This is a genomic window from Dictyobacter kobayashii, assembly GCF_003967555.1.
In the GTDB taxonomy this organism is placed as follows: domain Bacteria; phylum Chloroflexota; class Ktedonobacteria; order Ktedonobacterales; family Ktedonobacteraceae; genus Dictyobacter; species Dictyobacter kobayashii.
Map to the genome: position 1 here is coordinate 1,329,964 of NZ_BIFS01000001.1, position 17,642 is coordinate 1,347,605.

Sequence of the window (17,642 nt, forward strand, 5' to 3'; positions counted from 1 at the left end):
TCAAGTTGAATGGCTGAGCCAGTGGCAGCGGAGCTAGCCGCGTCCAAGCGGCGTTTACGATTGCTATTTCAATAGCATGCCATTTCATTTGGATGAGCGAAGCTGCCTGACAGGCGCAACTGTTTGCTTGATACTGATCACTTCGAAGAGTTGAGGCCGTGGCAGCGGAGCTAGCCGCGTTCAAGCGCGTTTCCAAATGCTTTTCAATAGTGTGCTGCCCCATCTATATGCGACAATCTGAACATTATGTCAGCAATATCTGGCTTACAACGCATTGATAAGAAAAAAAATACGGCGAACATAGATAGATGCGCACATAAAAACAAATGCCTCAATAATTTCCGTGGCAGACCCCTTGACTTCTGTGAAATGAGATGGTAATGTTTAATCATTCCAAAGAACTACGGAATACACCAGGGAAACAAAGACCTTGGCACAAGGCATAGTCCTTGCATAAGCAACCCGGAAGGAGATCTTATGACGTCCATTGATCTTATAAGAACCATGAAGAAACCAATTCGTGTGCTTGGGGTAGTATTTCAGATTGACTAGAAGCGCCCGTAAATGCGGGCTCCCGGTTGCCTTTAAGCGTCTATCCTCCCGGCATTACAGGCCAAAAGCCTGATCACGCCATGACGCGCTTTATACGTCTCGGGAGGGTTAGAGGTATCTAGAGGCTAATCGCTGTAGTACTCTATCAGCGACTCTTGTTGGATTAGTACTCGGTTGACGTAAACACGGGAGTTGTGAAGAACAAAAAAGAGACACAGATGAGCTAGATAACCGTGATTATCTAGCTCTCTTTTTACCTGTGGTGGTAGTGGTGAGGAAGAGGAAATTGTGTGGAGAACCAGCATACTCCACACCCGGACAAGACGACGGCCAGTCCTCTTGTCCGGGATTTTATTTAAAGGCCCTGCGATCGGGCCTATAGCTTTCCCCTATAATTTTCAGCTCTAATCTTTTCCCAGTGAAAGCACAGCCATGAAGGCTTCCTGCGGAATCTCTACACTGCCGACCATTTTCATGCGCTTCTTGCCTTCTTTTTGCTTTTCCAGCAATTTACGCTTACGCGAGATGTCACCACCATAACATTTGGCCAATACGTCTTTACGCATCGCTTTAACCGATTCACGGGCGATGACACGAGAGCCAATGGCGGCCTGGATAGGAACCTCAAAAAGCTGGCGGGGAATAAGGCCGCGCAGTTTTTCGACCAGGGCTCGACCCTGATAATAGGCACTGTCACGGTGCAAGATCAATGAAAGAGCATCCACCGGGACGGTATTGACCAGGATATCCATTTTGACCAGGTCTGAAGAGCGATAAGATCCAAAATTATAGTCTAGCGAGGCATAACCCTGGGTGCGCGACTTAAGTTGATCATAGAAATCAATGATCAGTTCCGCTAAGGGGATATCATAGGTCATCAAAACACGTTCGGCTTCAATATATTTGAGATCTTTATAGATGCCACGTTTAGAGGTGACGAGCTCCATAATCGTGCCAATGTAGCGAGATGGTGTGAAGATCGAGATGTCCATGAAGGGCTCTTCAATCAGTTCAATCTCTCCAAAGTTAGGCATCTCTGATGGATTATCAACCTCTACGACTTCCCCGCCAACCTTGGTGACATGGTATTCTACGCTGGGGGCCGTTGCCAGGATGTCCAGATTATATTCGCGCTCCAGCCGCTCTTGAATGATTTCCATATGCAGCAAGCCCAGGAAACCACAGCGGAAACCAAAGCCTAGCGCGTTAGAGGTTTCTGGCTCATAAGAGAGTGCCGCATCATTGAGCTTTAGACGATCCAGGGCCTCGCGCAATTCTGGATAATCATTGCTATCAACCGGATAGAGTCCAGCAAAGACCATCGGTTTGGCTGGTTGATAACCCGGCAAGGGCTCAATAGTAGCCAGGGCGCTGGGCACTGTGACGGTATCACCTACCTGGCAGTCTTTGACATTCTTGAAACCGGTCGCGATATAACCAACTTCGCCTGTCGTCAGTGTTTTCGTCGAAACCAGGCGCGGCTGAAAACAGCCCACCTCAAGAATATCCGCCGAGCTGCCGGCGGCAACCATATTCAGGCGCTCACCTTCGTATAACTCACCATCCATGATACGCACATAGGCGATCACACCTTTATAGGCATCATAATGGGAATCAAAGACCAGCGCGCGCAAAGGACCTTCTAAGCGCCCTGTTGGAGGTGGCACTTGCTTGATTATTGCTTCCAGGATATCCTGCGTACCGATGCCCTCTTTTGCTGAGGCCAGAATACATTCTTCTTTGGGCAGCCCGATCACATCCTCGACCTCTTGCATCACACGTTCAGGTTCAGCACTGGGCAGATCGATTTTATTAATGACGGGAATGATGGTAAGATCGGATTCCAGGGCCAGATAGAGATTGGCCAGTGTCTGTGCCTCAACACCCTGGGTGGAGTCAATGACCAGCAATGCTCCTTCACAGGCGGCCAGGCTACGCGACACCTCATACGTGAAGTCTACGTGTCCCGGAGTATCAATCAAGTTTAATTCATACTCCTCACCATTCAGCGCGGTATAGCGCATACGCACAGCCTGCGACTTAATGGTGATGCCCTTCTCCCGCTCTAAATCCATCTGATCGAGCGTCTGCTCTAACAGATCACGCTTAGAGACGGTACCGGTAAATTCCAGCAAACGATCGGCCAGGGTTGATTTTCCGTGGTCGATATGGGCAATGATACAAAAATTTCTAATGTGTGCCAGATCCGTCATTCTGCAATAATCCCTCCACACAACACCTCATCACCATCCTCGCCACCATAGAAAACGGCGGCTTGTCCTGGTGTAATGGCCCGCTGTGGATGTAACAATGTGACACGCACCCGATCTCCGTCATCAAGAGGAGTAACCAGTGCCGGCTGCTCCGGAGCCTTATAGCGTACACGAACCAATGCTTCAAAGGGCGCGGTCGGTGTTTCGCCACTAAGATAATGCATCTTACCAACGATAAACTCTGTCTGCTCCAGGGCGCTGGCTGGCCCAACCACGAGCGAGTTCTGGACAGAATCAATTTTTAGCACATGCAATGGATCACGAGAAGTGATACCAAGTCCTTTGCGCTGTCCAATGGTGTAATACGCCAGCCCACGATGGCGGCCCAGGGTATTGCCTTGCTGATCCAGAATGGGGCCTGGCCTGGGAATCGAGATCAAGCCTGTGTTAGCCTGCCTGGCTGGCGCGGCAGCCCCAACAGGTGCTAACTCGGCTTCCTCTTGTCGGGTAGCGGCGTAGCGATCTATGAAGCCACGATAATCATTTTGCGCCACAAAACAGATTTCCTGGCTCTCAGCCTTGGTAGCCACGGTCATGCCACGCTCGGCTGCCATGGCCCGTACCTCTGGCTTGGTGTATCCACCCAGAGGGAAACAGGCATGGGCCAGTTGTTGCTGGTTCAGTACATGCAGAACATACGACTGATCTTTCTCGGGATCGACCGCACGACGAAGACGGCGCTTCCCGGTCACAGGATGATCATCGACACGTACATAATGGCCTGTTGCCAGATAATCGGCATTGAGTGCCAGCGCGCGATTAAGCAACACAGTAAAACGAATATGGCGGTTACAGTTTAGACACGGATTTGGTGTGCGCCCTTCAACATAATCATCGTAGAAAGAGTCGACAATTTTTTCTTTAAATTCTTGTTCGACATTGACCAGATAAAATGGAATATCAAGCTTACGTGCCACACGCCGGGCATCATCAACAGATTCCAGCGAGCAACATTTGTTTTGCACAACGCGCTCAACACCATCATCTTCAGCTTCAATAACACCCGGTTCTGACCAGAGGCGGAGCATAATACCGATCACCTCGTGGCCTTGTTCTTTGAGGAGCGCGGCGGCGACCGAGCTATCTACGCCGCCGCTCATTGCGACGACTATTCGTGCCATGGTAAAAGTTCCTGCTTATTTGTTACTAGTGTGTATGGTAATAATGAATGTATGTAGAAAAAAGGACTAGCCTCTCGGGGGCTAGCCTTCTGAACCTTTGCAGTACAATTTGGGTAATGAATATGTTTTGCCCTTTCTTGCCAACATTAAGAGTAGCACAGCCTGGGGTGCTTGTCAAATAATCTCTGACAGCCCATTGGGAGCAACCACTCGACTGATCACGAGCTTTCGTGTATAATAAGCAACAATGTGCGAGTAAACGCGAGATGTTGCAGGTGCTAGAAGGCCTTGAACGGCATGAGAGCGCGTCTGAACGATGAGCCAAGCGTTATCTATATCAAGAACCATAAGAGCTCGAGCTGTCAGCTTTATTAAACCAGACAATCGAGCAAGGGAGTAAAAGCCACTATGCCAAAGAAATCAGCAGCAGCGCGCAGCGCAGCGCAATATCAACGCCAAAAGGGGTTTGAATTGGTTCGGCCAGAAGGTGCTGAAAATAATACTTCTGCAGTAGCTGATGTTGAACCCACTCCAAAAAAAGTGAAGAAGACCCCGGCACCGGTCGCGGCTACCCCGGCTTCGGTCGTAGAGCCAGCGGAGGCCGTTGCTTCAGAGACTACGACTCCCGTGGTCGCTCCAACAAGTGCTTCAGCCCGCATGGCCGCACGGCGTCTGGCCGCTCAAAAAGCCCAGCAGCAACGTGCAGGTAATGCGCTGGTGACCACCGAGCATTTCGCCTACGTACGCCGCGATTTGATCACGATCGCAATTCTGGCAACGATTATGGTTGCAGCCATCGTCATTCTCTATTTTGTTCTTGTTTAATAAATAGCTGCTAGAACGCTGCTGTGTCGCTACTGCTCAGCTGCACACAGATATATGCACCACAAGCACCTGTATATAATAAAGATGAGACACTGTTCTATTAAAACACAGTGTCTCATCTTTTAATTATTGAACTGATCCGCATTAGAGATCCGTGACTCCTCACCTGCACAAGATCAGTGTGAGAGCGGGCCCGTCCCTAAACCAGAAAGTACGCCGTGACGATGGGCCTCTGGAATAGTAACGCCGAGGACTCTCTGCATGGCCATTGTGTGGCAACAATCACCCCAGTCATGGAAGAAGCGGCAGGTGCACTGCCACTCGCCATCATCATATCTGGTGGTGTGAACATCGTTTTCACCCTGGAATTTTGCTTCGAAACTGACGAACTGAATGCGCTCTGGCTCTTCGGCATAGCGTTTGGCTTTTGCAATTTTGTTGATCATACTCGAATTCATAATTGCACACTCCTTCAATTCTAGCAACCACTCCGTAGCCACATGCACTGTATTATTAGCTCCGGGGGGGAGCAGTACATACGTCTTAACTCACCGATTGAGTGAAAGAAACTTCGTTGTCCTCCTTCCGTTATTTAAAATAAGTACTCGTCCCGCAATAGCTGCGATCCTCCTGAGTAGCAGACGTAAACCCAAAAATTGATCGATGAGTACGCAGAACCCGGTGCGCTCCATGCAAAGGTCCCAGTAATGAAAAAAGCACCAGAGAATTCTCTTTCCCTAGTGCGGATTTATGGGGTGATGTCGGCATTTTTCTGTGGATCAGTCTCAGTCGCAGTCGTCGTCAACCACTGAAGATTGGCGCTTGCTTGTATTGAGACTGTACACATAAGCATTCCACCCTCGCCAGAATATGATAACTCCGGCATAAAAACCTGTAAGCCTATTTACACAGCTTGCGATTAATAGCATACAGGCTGAACGTCTAAATGGTGATTGTCTCTTACTCTTGCACATGATTATACCATAGAGATAGGTGAAAGTCCACCCTTGAATAGGTTAATCTACGTTTGCCAGACATTGTATTGAAAATGTACAGTGTATTAACGTGATTTGTTATATTTCATCGAGACTAATTATTAGCTATATTCCTGTTATACCCGAACAATTGTATTAAAATCGATATATTTTATAGTATAATTGCAAAGCTATATATAAAACAAACATGTATTTACTACTATTAACATTTTGCATATATACCACAATAGCTTTAATACTACTCCAGCATTCTTTGTCAGAGAGTAAAATGCTCTTACTCACGGCAATCATTAACCACCCCTTCTCCCACAATCTACCAGATCGATAAAGCGCTTTGACAACTCCAGTCACCGGACAAGATAACAATAGCCTGATATCTTGAGAACTTGTATAGCTTCTCTTAATAGCTACTTAATAACGAATTAATACATTCACACTATCCTTAAGAAGGCACAGATATGACCACATTTACTAATAAAAATATTGCAGAACAATTCTTAAGGAAAGCAGAGGAAGTAGTTTAAACATGTCAATAAACGCATCTTTAGTAAAGCGTACTCTGACCAATTCATTTTATGGTCTGACCGCCGTACTGGCACTTTCGTTAGCAGCCTGCGCAGGTCCACAGGCACTGGCTACCACCGCCCATGCTCAGGCACCTTCCGCCGATCACTATGGTGTTGAAGCACTCAATGGCTATCAGGTATCTCTCTTCGCTTCAGGTACAAAAGATTATTTTAATCCTGATGCAGTTGAAGTAAGCGATGGGCATGTATTTATCGATTACCAGAATAAGACGGCAAAAGATGGCACAGATAATAAGACCAGTACCATCGTCGAATATACCATGGATGGCAAAGTCCTCAAAAAATTCAGTGCCCCTGGCCACAGCGATGGCATGCGTGTAAATCCCGTCACCAAACAACTCTGGGTTACTTCAAATGAAGATGGCAACCCTAAATTCGAGACCATTGATCCAGTCAAAGGCACCGTCACCCCTTACACATTCTCCCCTACCCCTCATGGTGGTGGCTATGATGATGTCTATTTCTTGAATGGGTCCGCTTTTATTGCCGCATCCAACCCAACCCTGGATAAAAATGGCGTCAATGTGTTCCCAGCCGTGGATAAAATCCAACTGGACAAAGGCAAAGTTGTGTTAACACCTATTCTGATGGGTAACGCGCAGGCCACCGACATCACCGCTGGAGCAACTACTACAAAAGTTACACTGAACGAGATCGATCCTGACTCTCTCTCAACCGACCATAAGGGAAACCTGGTGCTGATCAATCAGGCCGGTTCAGAAATCGTTTATATCGGCCATCCTGGTACCGCTCAGCAGGCTGTTAGCCGCTTAACCGTCGGTACACAACTCGATGACACTGTCTGGCCTAACGATACAGATGGTCGCTTACTGGTTGTAGATGGTCCAGCCAATCACACATACTGGGTCCGCGGACATTTCAAAGCTGGCAGCATCTATACCGAGACCCCTTCTGACTCAGGTGTCGCTGGCGTGCTGGCAACCGTTGATAAGAGCACTGGCATTCTTTCACCAGTAGCGATTGGCTTTACCAGCCCAACTGGTATGATTTTTGTACCAGATCATGATCAGAATAACAATAATTAGTTGTCATTCCTGATGCTATCTGTGCTGCATAAATCGAACATTTTTGCATGTAATAAGCAGCAGGCGGCTTCCACTTTTTATGGAAGCCGCCTGCTGCTTATTACATATTTTGTTTATAATGCGACCAGGCATTGACCAACGCTGATTAGCTCTTCATAGGTTGCATAAACCTGCCTGGCTACACTTGACCAGGCAAATTGCTGCACCGATGGACGGGCGGCTGCTCCCATGCGCGCACGCAGCTGGTCGTCGCGCAAGAGGAGGTCCAACCGTTCAGCGAAAAAGCCGGGACAGCGGGGGACGAGGAAGCCGGTTTCCCCATGCTGTACGACGGTCATTAAGCCTCCAGCACGCGTGGCAACCACGGGAGTACCACAGGCCAGCGACTCGACGGCGGCCAGACCAAAGGTTTCATGATAGGAAGGCACTACCGTGACGTCGGCCGCGCTATAGAGCAGGGGCATCTTCTCACGCGCCTGTGCTCCTATAAAGTGGACGCGCTGCTCCAGCCTAAGCTTCGCGCCAGCTTGCGCAGCTCTTGTAAGTCTTTATCCCCGCTCTGTTTACCACCAGCTATAACCAGCTGGGCATCCTCTTGCATCAAGGCGGCCGCCCGTAGCAACTGATCCGGTCCCTTAAAAGGATCCAGCCTGCCGGCAAATAAAAGTACTGGTCGCTCTACCTGCAGGCCCAATTGCTGGCGCGCCCATTGTTTGTTATACGCTTCAAAAAGCTTGAGGTCCACACCACAGGGAATTACCTCGACCTGGTGTGGAGTAGCGCCGCAATAGCGCATCATATGGCTACGCTCATCGGCGGTGGCAGCGATAATACGATCTACCTGGTGGATTAAACGCTGCTCCATCTCCAGGCGCAATGCGGGCTCCGCTTCAGCTGGGTTGGCCAGTTGCTTCAGGCGACCCAGGGTATGGAACATGGTGATATGCGGCACGCCCCAATGACAGGCCAGACGCATCGCAGCCACGCCCGACAACCAGTAATGGCTATGAATTACATCATAGCGTATATTCTCATGGCGGCGAAACTCTTCAATATGGCGGGCAAAAGTAGGGGTATATTGGTATAGATCATTCTTATGGAGCGAGGACACCGGGCCAGCTTTGATATGGATAACTCGTACATTGGGATGTAATTGTATGATGGCGGGGGTATCTGCCTGGGTACGACGGGTAAATATATCAACTTTAACGTTTTGCGCGGCAAGTTCCAGGGTTAATTCACGCATATAAACATTCATACCACCAGCATCCTTTGTGCGCCCCGGATTATCCAGCGGCGATGTATGGATGCTGAGCATGGCAACAGCATACGGCATGTAGTAATGACTCCTCTTCTTCGATTGTGAGACGCAACTATAGGTTGCAGATACGTGGCCAGCGCCCTTCGCTAGCATCAAGCTGATCTAAGAAGAACATGGGTGTTCCCTCCTTTGGTTTCTTACACGTATAAACACGGTCCAGCGCAACATGTATTCCTAAATAGAAACTTACAGGGATTCAGACCTCTTTCTCATGCAGTTCGCCAACCGCATCGAACATGCCTTGCATATCTACGCCCCCGGCTTGCGAGATTTCCTGCATACAGGCAATCCTGCGCTCCAGAGCCTGCTGAAATTCCTGATCAGGCATACCTATCCAGCCAGCCAGATCGGTAAGTAGCGCAGCGTCGGCGTGCTCGAAGGTATCGTCAAAAGAATTCCAGAGTGAAAGTGGGACCGGAACAATAGCATCTGGACGATCTGGATCAGCGTGCGGCTGGATAAAATGCGTGCTAAACCAGCGGCGGCGCGCGGGATAAGCGTGTCCAACCAGTCCAATATTAATGACCAGTCCAAGCCGGCGCATATCTTCAGGCCGCAGACGTAGATCATGCTGATACATATACATGACATCATCGATGGTGTCGGCATGAACACTGGTCGCTACGTGATATCCCTGGGCCGGCAACTGTAAATAACGGCGTGCAATGCGTCCCCACATATAAATTGGGAGATGATCACTGACTTCGTTACAGAGTGCATATGTGGTGGTGGGATCGATATCTGGTAAGCGTGTAAATGAAAAATTCTCGTACATACCAGACATATATGCCAGGGCTGTTCCTTCGGGCAAAAATTGAAGTAGCGCATTGAGTGTTGTTGTCTTGCCCACACCTGGCTGGGGATCGGTCGGGCCTGCTACGGTTAGCGAGACGCCATGCTCTAGCAATAGCCAGACCAGGGCAGCAGTCTCTGCATCAACACTTTGTAATGCAACGATTTGAGCCACTGATAAAGGCCGCCGTGACTCATAATGCCAGTAATATCGTTCATAGGGATCACGAGGATCAAACATGCTCAGTTTCCCTTCCAGACACAATCAGACGAATGCCAGAAGCAAACGCACTACATGTAACAGGTTAAAAAGCCTACATTTTTTGTTCTCCGGCCTCCTGTGAGTCGGTTGGGGCTGGCTTTTCTGGAGTAGGCATTTTTAACCAACCAGGCTGAGGACTCCAACCAATCGCCACAACATGACGATGAGACTCCTGTTGCGCATCATGGGCTATCTCTACCAGGCTCACAGAAGCATTATCGATCGACAATACACCTGCCTGAGCCGGATTCAGGCCGGCATAATGGGCCACCAACAGCTTCACGACATCCGCGTGAGCAACAAACACAGGATACGCCCCGATGTTGTCTCTGGTCAACCAGCGCTCTACCGCCGCCACCACACGTTGCTGCACCTGGGGAAAGGTCTCAATTCCTTCGGGGCTACCGTTGGATCTTTGACATAGGCTTTCCAGGCTGGATCATTCTTTGAAAGCTCATCAATTACCTGCCCCGCCCACGGACCAACATTGGTGTCCATCAAATCGGGTTCCTTGAGGATTTCAATATCTCTCCCTGGGCGAGATACTCTGCAGTATTATAAGCACGTTCTAAAGGACTACTGATAATGGCGCTCAGTGGCAATACCTGTAAAGCCTGCGCCAGGCGGGCCGCCTGCTGACGTCCCGTTTCATTGAGTGCCACACCGGGCAGTTGGCCCGGTAAGCGATGTTCTACATTCCAGGTGGTCTGCCCATGTCGAACAATAAGCAACGTCTGTTTCATACGTGTTTGTATACTTTCTCTCTGCTCTGGATGCAACCAAAGGCGCATACGCCAGGATACAAAACGCCACTCGACACAGAGATAAACCCATAACAAATGCAACCAGCCGTATAGACCGGTTTTCCCTGGATGTCGAGTGTCCTGTTGTTCCATACCAGCATCTCTTCTACTGACGCCTGGCGTACCCACAATCAGGTGCCAGTACTGTCAAAAAGCAATTGGGTGCCAGAAAACCAAAGAGTCCCGCACATGCTGTGCAGATAGAAGATGCACAGTTGCAGAAGTGTTGACTGTGATATGCTCCAATGCCTTCCAATAGCAAGAATAGCCCACTAGTTGAGCCAACTAATTGTATTTTATTGTACCAGCGTAGCTATTCAAGGTGCAACTGGCGATATTGTCCATATAGGCGCTTAGCTGCTCGGGATATATAAGGTACGCGATCTTCATGCTGTCAACAAGGCGTACAGGAACAACAAAAAGCGGTGCTTGCAAGCACCGCTCAGAATAAACTATGCCTGTCACACTAAAATTGCCCTTTTTAGCAACAGCGGTAATCTGCTATGCCCGCTGTCCGCGGAGTATAGCCGCCCGAGGCGCGTCTATACTGGCGACCGAGCTATTATCGATCAAAGCGGTAGGAAGCTTGCCCTGAATGGTTGGAATTGGATCAGCAGTACAGACATTGCCCGGCTGGTTATTGGTTGTTTTACAGATCTGGGCGATCAGGTAGTTAGCTGAACCAAGTACACTGCGTGAGATATCCGTGGTTGGATCTTGTATTTGATTCAAAATGTCATCAAAAGAATGGCCAACCAGTAGATCAGGAGAATAATAGGCTCCGGCAGAGACAAATTGACTGGCAATACTTAAGAATGGGAAACTTCCGGCGCTCTGGGCGCTGGTATATGGCGGCGCATCATACGTCTTTACCAGTTGTTCTTGTTGCGGTGTCAGTTTCTCTAAAGGTTGTGGCGAAGCCTGGTTATCACTTACCTCAACGGGTACAAAATCAATATAGTCGCTCTTATATGAGGATTGGTAAAATGAATAGGTAGGCACATTCGATTCGCTGGACACAATTGGTGTCAGCGGTTTTTGAAATGAACCAAATTTACTGAGGGCGACAATCATTGCCCAGCGTTGTGCGCCACAGTATGGACAAAACTCACCACCCATATAGAACACTTCAGGTTTACCAGTTGGGCCTTTAAGCACTTGAGCACCCTTAACAGGTTTGATAATAGAGGCCACATTTTTATCTAAGCCACCAGTACCTACACTTGAAAGTAATTCAGGTTTTACCGTGGTGAGTGACTTAAACACATTGGGAGTGGCTGTCTTAGTAATAGTAGCCTTTTGCTGCTCTCCAAAATAGATAAAGCCCCCAATAATTAGCGCAATAGCCACTACAATGCCACCAATCAATAGCCATGTATTGAGTGATGATTTTTGCTGGCGGCGCTTATTCGTAGTACGTGTATTCTGTCCCCTCTGCGTCCGCCGCAGGCGTTCTTGTTCACGCCGTTGCGCCGCAGATGTAGTATGTTTTGTTTTTGACATTTGTCTCTACCTCTTCAACTTCAACGAGTTGGTTAGATCGGAATGAAAGTCTCAACGTATTGTAGCATAGAGAAAAAAGCTTGTTAACCGAGCAACTGGATGTCGCTTCTACCCTTAAGCCCGCTACATCGAGAATTTTTCCTGACTATCAGATAATATCCGTGCGCCTCTTTTTGCGTCTCTCTATATTCCATGATAAAAAATCAAACTAATTCTATGTATGATATACTGAGGTATATCTCATATATGCAGGTAGAGTGTGTTTTTGAACACTAAGAGGACATCAGCCTCGGGAGGAAAATATGCAATCCAGACATGAGCGCAATGGAGCCAGGCTCCCTCGCTTACAACATGTATCGCTCTCAATTCAAGAGGGCTCGCAAGAGCGCATTCGGGCCTTCTATGGTGGTTTGCTGGCTTTAAAGAGAAACAGGTACCGGCTAGTCTGGCATCCAAGGGACTGGTCTGGTTTGCCGCGGGCGATGGTGAAATGGAGTTGCACTTTGTGCCAGATCCTTATTTACAAAGGCCCGAGGAAGCCCGCCACTTCTGCCTTGAGGTCAGTAATGTGGATAGTTATCGCAGCGCTCTAAAAGAGGCCGGCTATCAAATTATTGAAGCAGAACCGATTCCCCATCGCCCTCGCTTCTTTACCATCGATCCAGCGGGCAATCACCTGGAACTCACTACTATTCTGGACGATTACCAGCAGGCCTGAAAAACAGCGCCCATTACGTATTTAAGGGGTGGCATGGACTGGAGGCACAACCGCCTCTGTCCATCCCCAGAACTCAGGTATGTAGAGCTGTAATTTAAGCATCCACTGGCTATTAAAATATGCGAATATCCATACCACAAAAACGCAGCAAATTCATGCTTGACAAAGTCTCCACAGTAGGATATAATCCTCTTCGTTGGCACGAAAGTGAAAACAAGATCTGCCTCGTTCGTCTAGCGGCCTAGGACATCGCCCTTTCAAGGCGGAGATCACGGGTTCGAATCCCGTACGAGGTATTTTTTATGAGAAATTGTTATATTTCGCAGAAAAGCCTGGCATCACGCAATTATTTAGTGAGCCAGGCTTTTCTGCGTTGAGGAGGATTGCATTCATGATCAGTGTCGAGGAAGCGCTCGCGCGTATACTGGCAGAAATTCCTACCTTGCCAACCATTCATGTGCCCCTCCCAGAGGCACTGGGCCTGGTCCTGGCCGAAGATGTGATCGCACAAGAGGATATTCCCCCTTTCAACAATTCCGCTATGGATGGCTTTGCCTTACTCAGCCAGGATAGTAAGATCCATGCTGCTCAACCACCTCGCTTACGTGTGACTGGTAGTGTGGCCGCAGGCTATGTGGCGGATCATGCGGTCGAGCCAGGTACCGCCATGCGTATTATGACCGGGGCGCCGGTCCCTCCAGGAGCAGATACGGTCATTCAGGTCGAGCTAACCCGCCATGGTGGTCCAGAAAGCGATTGGGTTGAGATTCTGCAAGAGGTTGAGCCGGGCAATAATATTCGTCCAGCGGGCGAGGATATGCAACGGGGCCAGTTGATTCTACCGCGAGGTACTGAGATCGGAGCCTGGGAGATCGGGGTACTGGCTACACTGGGCTGGGCCAGCGTTCCTGTGACGCGGCAAGCCCGGGTTGCCATTCTGGGCACCGGTGACGAGGTGATCGAGATTGATCAGCCCCTTCAACCAGGTAAGATCCGCAATAGCAATAGTTATCTACTGGAAGCGGCGGTTCAACGTGCTGGCGCGCTTCCTCAACGCTTAGGGGTGGCTCTCGATACCGTGGAAAGCTTACGCGAAAAATTTTCGCAGGCCCTCAACGCTGATCTCATCCTGACATCGGGCGGCGTTTCGGTGGGTGATTTTGACCTGGTCAAAAATATTATGTCTGAACAGGGTGAGGTCAATTTCTGGCGCATCAATATGCGGCCGGGAAAACCAGTCGCCTTTGGGCACATCGGGACCGTTCCCCTGCTCGGCTTACCAGGAAATCCGGTCTCCAGCGCGGTTACCTTTGAGCTCTTTGGACGCCCGGTCCTGCGTAAACTCCAGGGCCATACCCACCTCCTCAAACCACAGGTCGAGGTTACGGTGGAAGATGGAGTACAGGAGCGCGCGATGCGACGTCATTATGTACGCGCGTATGTCACATGGCACAATGGTCACTTTGTAGCTCGTACTACCGGCAATCAGGGCTCGCATATGATGACTTCTCTACTACAGGCCAATGCGCTCCTGATCGTCCCAGAGGGGGGCGCTATTGTTCAACCTGGTGAGACGCTCAAAGCCATTATGCTTGATTGGCCAGAGAATGCTAGCTAAGCAGGCTACCGCCTGGCGCCTTTTTCTGCCAGGCGATAACGCAATTTATCCCGCGATAGACCCAGGAGTTGGGCGGCGTGTACTTGATTGCCACCACAACGTTTTAAGGCCTCACGGATAAAGGATTGCTCGATCGTTTCCAGCAGGACAGGTAGATCCAGACCGCTATCTGGGAACTGCAATTTCTGTAACAATTCTGTTATATGCTGGCTCGCCTGCCTGGGGCGGCCGGGATAGCCTTTAAAATATCTTTAGGTTGGATAAGGTTATTGTCGCATAAGATGCCACCCAGCTCAATAACATGCTGAAGCTCGCGGATATTGCCTGGCCAGGAATAGCGCTCAAGGATCTCCATGGCCTCTGCATTTATCTCTAGCTTCTCGCCTCTGCGGGCGCTCTCACGCTGTAAGAAGTGTTCAATCAGTAGTGGAATATCCTCACGCCTTTCACGTAGCGGCGGCATATAGAGGGGGAAGCCGTTGAGGCGGTAAAAAAGGTCCTGTCGAAATATCTTTCGCGCTACGGCGGCTTGTAGATCGACATTGGTAGCTGAGATAATACGCAGGTTGACGTGTAATTCCCTGGTCCCCCCGACACGACGGAAGCTGCGTGTCTCTAATACGCGCAGCAATTTAGCCTGCAGGATAAGTGGCATCGAGCCGATTTCGTCTAAAAAGAGGGTTCCCCGATGGGCACGCGAGAACAAACCATCACGCGAAACTTTAGCGTCAGTGAAGGCCCCGCCTCGACACCGAATAATTCTGATTCTAGTAGCGCCTCCGGAATGGCCGCGCAATTGATGGGAATAAAGAGACTGGTAGGTGAAATCGAACGGCCCAGCTCATGGATCGCCCGTGCCATCACATCTTTCCCGGTACCACTCTCTCCCTGGATCAATACGGTGGCAGTCGTATATGAGGCTATCTTGCGTGCAGATGCAATTACCTGCTGGATCGCCGGGCTCTGGCCAATAATCATACCCCCAATCGGTTCATCAGACACCAATGTCGTCACCGATTGGGCAGGCAAACTCTCATCAGATAGAAACACAGCAACAACCTCCTCCACATAATCATCCACTCACGATCAGTTCAATATCTGGCTGGATACACAACCAGGATGATCTTTAAAAGCCATTTCCCGCTGGTGTATATATGCCAGAAGATGTTAACGGGCCACTCGATTGTAGCGGCTCCATAGGCTGTGGAGTCGTAATCCAACCGCGACCCGGTACAAAGGTTGCGCCATTGCCGCCATTTCCCCACTGGGACTCAGTCTCCACGCTATTCCCAACCATGGGTGCTCCATAAGGAGGTAAATTAGCTGAAGGTACGGCGGGCAGCGAAGCCGACCAGGGAGAGGCTGTAGCTGAGGCATAGCCAGGAGCTACATAGCCATTGCCCAACCCAGAAGCGACCAATTCACGCGAGACGGGAGATGGCTCCTGAGAAACCTGGCTGGTTGGCAGAGAGGCAGTAATCAAGCCCTCAGCAATGAGCTCACCGGCAATGGGACAGACGATATCAGGCGTCGATCCCAATTCCTGACAGATAGCGCTCAAGGGCATACGGCCATCAACATGGGTAAGGATGCACCATTGATCTGGTGTTAACTGGACCTGGGGATTCTGCTCGCGATAAGCTGAAAGATCGGTAGGCAATAATACCATGTCGGGCTGCATGAAAGATGTGTCGATACGCTTCGGGGCACAGGATTCATTACTGGTACAGGCTGTAAAGCAGAGTCGGCATTTAGCTCTTTGACATCCTCCTCGCCAAACAACGAGGCAAATCCTGAGTCGGTCTGAGATGGAGCTACATCGGCAAACGGGGTAGATACATCAGCAAACGAGGCCACATCAGCAAATGAAGGCATCGCAGGCTCTTGCTTCTGAACAGGCGCAATAGCCTCCGTCGATGGGAACGAGGTGGCAAAAGACGGCACGGAAAATGATGAGTCATCTAGAAATTGCGATGCGCTCATCAAGGTCGGCACACGCGCAACATCAGGAGATGGAGTGTTCGGGGTGCGCGGTGTGGCTGGTGGGGCGCCGGCCTGACTGGCTGTTGCGGAACCGGTTGTACGGGGATAACAGGTGTGGTAGCAATCGAAGTATAGACTGAAGGTGTGGCAACGGGTGCCGATACTGGCGCGGATAGGGCAGCAGCAGCAGTTTCAAGCAGAGATGAAATAGACATTGAAACAAGCAAACGTTCCACAGGCGGTGTTACATCATCATCAAAATAAATTTCGCCGCTAGTCCATATGAGTAACACTTTGATAACTTCGGTCGTATTCTTGATCGTCCAGGTGCGCAAATCGTCCCGACTTACATAGCGGAGCTCCATCAAGGTACGCGCAGTTTTAGACTCATTCTTGCTGGCATCTCCGAGCACGCGTGAGGTTTCATGAAAAGCGGTGGGAGAAATAATGCCGTCTTGCAGAAGGCGCTCACCAAGGGTTGCGCTTGTACGGAGTGGTCCCACACATAATAAGCGGCCCTCACGGATATAGAACTCAATCCATTGGGCGCCTTGCCGGATTGTCAGCAGACCGGTCTTCTCATGTCTCTCTATGCGCTGCAAAACATTTGTTAAGCTAAATTGCTCTAATGTACCTATCAGTGACACAATACTTCACCGTCCGTCCAGAAAACGACCCTCATGTAGACTATGGACCTCTTCCTTTCGCCATTTACATTGTTTCAGTCCATATCCTTTTTGCACACGAGAGCCAACTACTACTTTTCGCATTCCGTATTATTTTGTGTACACAGTGTAGATCCTCATACAGCACCTTGAGATTTGCTGGTAGCGTCGATAGCGGCCAGATGCAACAGGGGCATTACATCCCCGGCACGTGTGGGGCGAACAAAAAAGTTCGTAAAGACAAATCTAGAGCAGATGTATATGTATCTGCTCTAGTACGGAAGGAGAGGGATTCGAACCCCCGGGGCTCTCACCCAGCTGTTTTCAAGACAGCCGCATTAGACCACTCTGCCATCCTTCCGCAGATAATATACCACAACTATGCCTACTTGTGAAGGGGTTTTTTTGTGATTTTGAGAAATATTTGTAATATTTCTTAAAATCACTGTTCCCTTGTTTGTTTAGGGACAATTTTCGGGGGCACGCCCGTGGCCCGGCAAGGGTTTTGGCCCTTTGCGATCTCCTGGTTTATTGCCGCCTGACGGCGGCATGGAAAAAAAAGATGTTGGGGCACAGCC

Annotated in this window: 17 protein-coding genes, 2 tRNA genes and 2 pseudogenes; 5 read left to right on the top strand and 16 right to left on the bottom strand. The window is 49.6% G+C overall.

The features are described 5' to 3' along the window. Positions 1-956: 956 nt before the first annotated feature. Both lepA and mnmA read right to left on the bottom strand, forming a co-directional pair. A complete protein-coding gene (gene lepA, locus EL645_RS05925) occupies positions 957-2,765 on the bottom strand; it encodes a translation elongation factor 4 (protein WP_126549163.1) in 1,809 nt (602 codons plus the stop codon). Continuing rightward, positions 2,762-3,946, bottom strand: coding sequence for a tRNA 2-thiouridine(34) synthase MnmA (mnmA, locus tag EL645_RS05930; RefSeq protein ID WP_126549164.1), 1,185 nt, complete (start codon positions 3,944-3,946; stop codon positions 2,762-2,764). Before mnmA ends, lepA begins: the two co-directional genes overlap by 4 nt. A gap of 408 nt (positions 3,947-4,354) precedes the next feature. Between mnmA and EL645_RS05935 the strand changes: the two genes are divergently transcribed. Continuing rightward, complete coding sequence (locus EL645_RS05935) at positions 4,355-4,771, top strand: hypothetical protein (RefSeq protein WP_126549165.1); 417 nt, start codon at positions 4,355-4,357, stop codon at positions 4,769-4,771. A gap of 176 nt (positions 4,772-4,947) precedes the next feature. On the opposite strand, the gene EL645_RS05940 is transcribed toward EL645_RS05935, so the two are convergent. Next, positions 4,948-5,229, bottom strand: a complete 282-nt coding sequence (locus tag EL645_RS05940; RefSeq protein WP_126549166.1) for a hypothetical protein — start codon at positions 5,227-5,229, stop codon at positions 4,948-4,950. Between the two features lie 1,063 nt (positions 5,230-6,292). Here EL645_RS05940 and EL645_RS05945 point away from each other — a divergent pair. Continuing rightward, positions 6,293-7,399, top strand: a complete 1,107-nt coding sequence (locus EL645_RS05945; RefSeq protein WP_126549167.1) for a hypothetical protein — start codon at positions 6,293-6,295, stop codon at positions 7,397-7,399. A 181-nt stretch (positions 7,400-7,580) separates the two neighbouring features. Here the strand turns inward: EL645_RS05945 and EL645_RS05955 are convergent. From EL645_RS05955 to EL645_RS05975, 6 genes and pseudogenes are all read right to left on the bottom strand, one after another. Then, a pseudogene (locus EL645_RS05955) lies at positions 7,581-8,813 on the bottom strand (glycosyltransferase); the annotation flags it as partial. A gap of 103 nt (positions 8,814-8,916) precedes the next feature. Beyond that, positions 8,917-9,753: a hypothetical protein gene (locus EL645_RS05960; protein ID WP_126549170.1), complete on the bottom strand. Its 837-nt coding sequence runs from the start codon at positions 9,751-9,753 to the stop codon at positions 8,917-8,919. 73 nt (positions 9,754-9,826) lie between these two features. Next, complete coding sequence (locus EL645_RS43965) at positions 9,827-10,135, bottom strand: histidine phosphatase family protein (protein WP_281276265.1); 309 nt, start codon at positions 10,133-10,135, stop codon at positions 9,827-9,829. Next, entirely contained in the window at positions 10,120-10,272 is a 153-nt protein-coding gene (locus tag EL645_RS43970; RefSeq protein ID WP_161977157.1) for a hypothetical protein, read from the bottom strand. The genes EL645_RS43965 and EL645_RS43970 overlap by 16 nt, the downstream gene beginning before the upstream one ends. After that, complete coding sequence (locus EL645_RS43975) at positions 10,272-10,670, bottom strand: histidine phosphatase family protein (RefSeq protein ID WP_126549172.1); 399 nt, start codon at positions 10,668-10,670, stop codon at positions 10,272-10,274. The genes EL645_RS43970 and EL645_RS43975 overlap by 1 nt, the downstream gene beginning before the upstream one ends. 408 nt (positions 10,671-11,078) lie before the next feature. After that, the gene (locus EL645_RS05975) at positions 11,079-12,080 is read right to left on the bottom strand and encodes a DUF929 family protein (RefSeq protein ID WP_126549173.1); all 1,002 of its coding nucleotides are present in this window, start codon (positions 12,078-12,080) and stop codon (positions 11,079-11,081) included. A gap of 460 nt (positions 12,081-12,540) precedes the next feature. Between EL645_RS05975 and EL645_RS05980 the strand changes: the two genes are divergently transcribed. From EL645_RS05980 to EL645_RS05990, 3 genes are all read left to right on the top strand, one after another. Continuing rightward, positions 12,541-12,798: a VOC family protein gene (locus tag EL645_RS05980; RefSeq protein WP_371865724.1), complete on the top strand. Its 258-nt coding sequence runs from the start codon at positions 12,541-12,543 to the stop codon at positions 12,796-12,798. Positions 12,799-13,020: 222 nt separating this feature from the next. Next, positions 13,021-13,094 (top strand) — tRNA-Glu (locus EL645_RS05985). Between the two features lie 95 nt (positions 13,095-13,189). After that, positions 13,190-14,416, top strand: a complete 1,227-nt coding sequence (locus EL645_RS05990) for a molybdopterin molybdotransferase MoeA (RefSeq protein ID WP_126549175.1) — start codon at positions 13,190-13,192, stop codon at positions 14,414-14,416. Positions 14,417-14,421: 5 nt separating this feature from the next. On the opposite strand, the gene EL645_RS05995 is transcribed toward EL645_RS05990, so the two are convergent. The 7 genes and pseudogenes from EL645_RS05995 to EL645_RS06015 form a co-directional block, all read right to left on the bottom strand. Beyond that, positions 14,422-14,610 (bottom strand): helix-turn-helix domain-containing protein, encoded by a 189-nt coding sequence (locus tag EL645_RS05995; RefSeq protein WP_161977158.1) that lies wholly within the window; start codon positions 14,608-14,610, stop codon positions 14,422-14,424. 5 nt (positions 14,611-14,615) lie between these two features. Next, positions 14,616-14,879: an AAA-type ATPase lid domain-containing protein gene (locus EL645_RS46215; protein ID WP_443090040.1), complete on the bottom strand. Its 264-nt coding sequence runs from the start codon at positions 14,877-14,879 to the stop codon at positions 14,616-14,618. 63 nt (positions 14,880-14,942) lie between these two features. Beyond that, a pseudogene (locus EL645_RS45295) lies at positions 14,943-15,394 on the bottom strand (sigma-54 factor interaction domain-containing protein); the annotation flags it as partial. A 148-nt stretch (positions 15,395-15,542) separates the two neighbouring features. Further along, positions 15,543-16,085: a hypothetical protein gene (locus tag EL645_RS06005; protein ID WP_136625171.1), complete on the bottom strand. Its 543-nt coding sequence runs from the start codon at positions 16,083-16,085 to the stop codon at positions 15,543-15,545. After that, entirely contained in the window at positions 16,025-16,399 is a 375-nt protein-coding gene (locus tag EL645_RS39115) for a hypothetical protein (RefSeq protein WP_161977159.1), read from the bottom strand. The genes EL645_RS06005 and EL645_RS39115 overlap by 61 nt, the downstream gene beginning before the upstream one ends. Next, positions 16,399-17,046: a DUF4388 domain-containing protein gene (locus EL645_RS06010; protein WP_161977160.1), complete on the bottom strand. Its 648-nt coding sequence runs from the start codon at positions 17,044-17,046 to the stop codon at positions 16,399-16,401. The genes EL645_RS39115 and EL645_RS06010 overlap by 1 nt, the downstream gene beginning before the upstream one ends. A 296-nt stretch (positions 17,047-17,342) precedes the next feature. After that, a tRNA-Ser gene (locus tag EL645_RS06015) sits at positions 17,343-17,425 on the bottom strand. Positions 17,426-17,642 lie beyond the last annotated feature (217 nt).